Annotated in this window: 1 protein-coding gene; it reads right to left on the bottom strand. The window is 72.5% G+C overall.

The genetic code is table 11. The annotated features are described in order from the left end of the window. Window positions 1–2,312: penicillin acylase family protein (locus GBZ26_RS28855; RefSeq protein ID WP_174441732.1), on the bottom strand; the 2,312-nt coding region annotated here is incomplete at its 3' end. Window positions 2,313–2,344: the final 32 nt, after the last annotated feature.

Here is a 2,344-nt window from a genome sequence, read left to right as displayed (position 1 = left end):
CCCTGCACCAGATCCCCCCAATGGGGCGACAGCGGGTTGCCCGACTGGCCGGTGGCGATGGAGAAGCGGGAGTTGCCGAGATCCGCCAGATCATAGACCGCGCGCAGCCCCGGACCATGGACGTGGGAGAAGGGGACCTGCGGGTCGCGCACGCGGGTGGTGCCGCGGTTGACGGTGAAGGCGCCGCCGCCGGTCGGGATCGACAGGTCGAACATCGAACCGAGCAGAGGCACCCGGCCGAGAAGCCGGTGGTTCAGGGCGGCCTTGTGCTCCTCCCCCCAGCGCCAAGCGTTCATGTCGGCGCCGTGGCGCCGCTCGATCTCCGCCAGCGCCGATTTCAGCGAGCCAGCGAGCATGGTGGTGCAGTCCTCGCGGGCCGGCGTCGTCCGGTCGTCGCACCACTGCGGCGCCTGGGCCAGCACGCGGTGCAGGGCGCGGGGGCGCAGGTCCCAGTAGCTCTGGAACAGCGGCCCCAGCTCGTCGGCGAAGACGCGGCGCACCAATTCCCGCTCCCACCAGGAGAAGATCAGCGGCTCGGCCCGGTCGCGGTCCATGCGCCCGTCCCAGCCGGCCAGACGGTCCAGCGCGGCGCGGGCCTGTCCATTGAGATCGGGCACAGTGCGCAGCGGCTCCAGCATCAGCGGCAGCAGGTCGCGCGCCGGCAGGGACAGCTCGTCCATCTGCTGGGCGGCGACCTCCTCCACCGTGTGCGGGCCGTCGCCGAGCAACTGCACGATCCGCTCGGCGCGGGCGGGGTCCGGCCATTCGGTCGCCAGGGCATAGGGATAGCCGGGGCCGACCACCGCGTTGTTGGCGTTGACGAACTGGCCCGACGGCGGATCGACCGCCTGGGGCAGAGCGTCGAAGGGGATGTAGCCGATCCAGTCATATTCGCCGGTCCAGCCCGGCACCGGAACGCGCCCGTCGCCGCCGCGCCGCACCGGGACCAGCGCCGGCGACAGGAAGCCCAGCGTCCCCGCCGTGTCGGCGTAGACGACGTTCTGCTGCGGCGCCACGTGGAGGAACAGCGCCTCGCGCACCGCGGCGGCGTCGGCGGCGTGGTTGAGGCGGTACAGCGCCTCCGCCGTGGTGTCGGCGGCGCCCAGGCCGGGGAAGGCCAGCGCCAGCACATGGCCCTCCGGCGCGGCGTCGGCGGCGTCCGGCGTGGTCAGCACCGGGCCGTGCCGCGTCTCGCGCACCGTCAGCGTCTCGTCCGGTTGGCCGGCGATGCGGATCGTCTCCTGGCGTGTTTCGAAGGCGGCGCTGCCGTCCGGCGTCAGGTAGCGGCCGGGGTCCTGCGGGTCGAGCTTCTCGATGAACAGGTCCTGGGTGTCGCTGTGGGTGGTGGTGAAGCCCCAGGCGACGCGGCCGTTGTGACCCAGGATGTGAAGCGGCACGCCGGGAATGGTCGCCCCGGCGATGCGGTGTTCCGGCGTCACGATGCGCGCCAGATACCACAGGATCGGCGCCTCCAGCCCGAGATGGGGGTCGTTGGCGATGATCGGCTTGCCGGTCGCGCTGCGCGCCCCGGTCAGCGCCCATTCGTTGGAGGCGGTGTCGAAGCCGAGGTCGGGCAGGGCGGCCAGCGCCTTCTGCAGGTCCATTCTGTCGAGCGTCGCCGCCAGGGTCACCGGGGCGGTGGGGTCGGAGTCCGGGAACAGGTCGCGCATCTGCTCCGGCGTCAGGCTTTTCAGGGCGCTGGCGCGGAACAGCTCGTCCCGGGAATCGCCGGAGAGCTGGAGCGCCATCAGCTTGCCCCAGACGAGGCTGTCGGCCGGCCGCCAGGGTTCCGGCGTGTGGCGCAGGAGCTGGAACTCGATGGGCAGCGCCTCGCGGCGCGTCTCCATCCAGGCGTTCACCCCGGCGGCGTAGGCGTCAAAGGCCAGGCGGGTCTCCGGCGACAGCTCCTCATAGGCCTCCTCGGCCCGCCGGTAGACGCCCAGCGTGCGCATGGAGCGGTCGAGCCGCAGCGCCCAGTCGCCGAAGCGCGTGCCGACCAGCTCGGACAGCCGCCCGGCGCCGCTGCGCCGCATGGTCTCCATCTGCCACAGCCGGTCCTGCGCATGGACGTAGCCGAGCGCGAAATAGGCGTCCCGCTCGGTGGCGGCGAAGATGTGCGGGACGGCGTTGCGGTCGCGCAGGATCTCCACCGGGCTTTCCAGCCCGGGGACGGTGGCCGCGCCGTCGTAGGCCGGGGTCTGCTGGCGAAGCCACAGCAGGAACCCGCCCGCCCCCAGCATCGGCACCACGATCACCAGGGCGAGAACGGCGACCAGGATGGCCAGGGGCTTGCGGACGGCGCGGGGGATCATCGGGGGACCACAGCTCGGACAGCGGGCTCGGA

Origin of the sequence: Azospirillum formosense, from assembly GCF_013340925.1 — a bacterium.
In the GTDB taxonomy this organism is placed as follows: domain Bacteria; phylum Pseudomonadota; class Alphaproteobacteria; order Azospirillales; family Azospirillaceae; genus Azospirillum; species Azospirillum formosense.
This window is presented reverse-complemented; position numbering and strand designations above follow the sequence as displayed.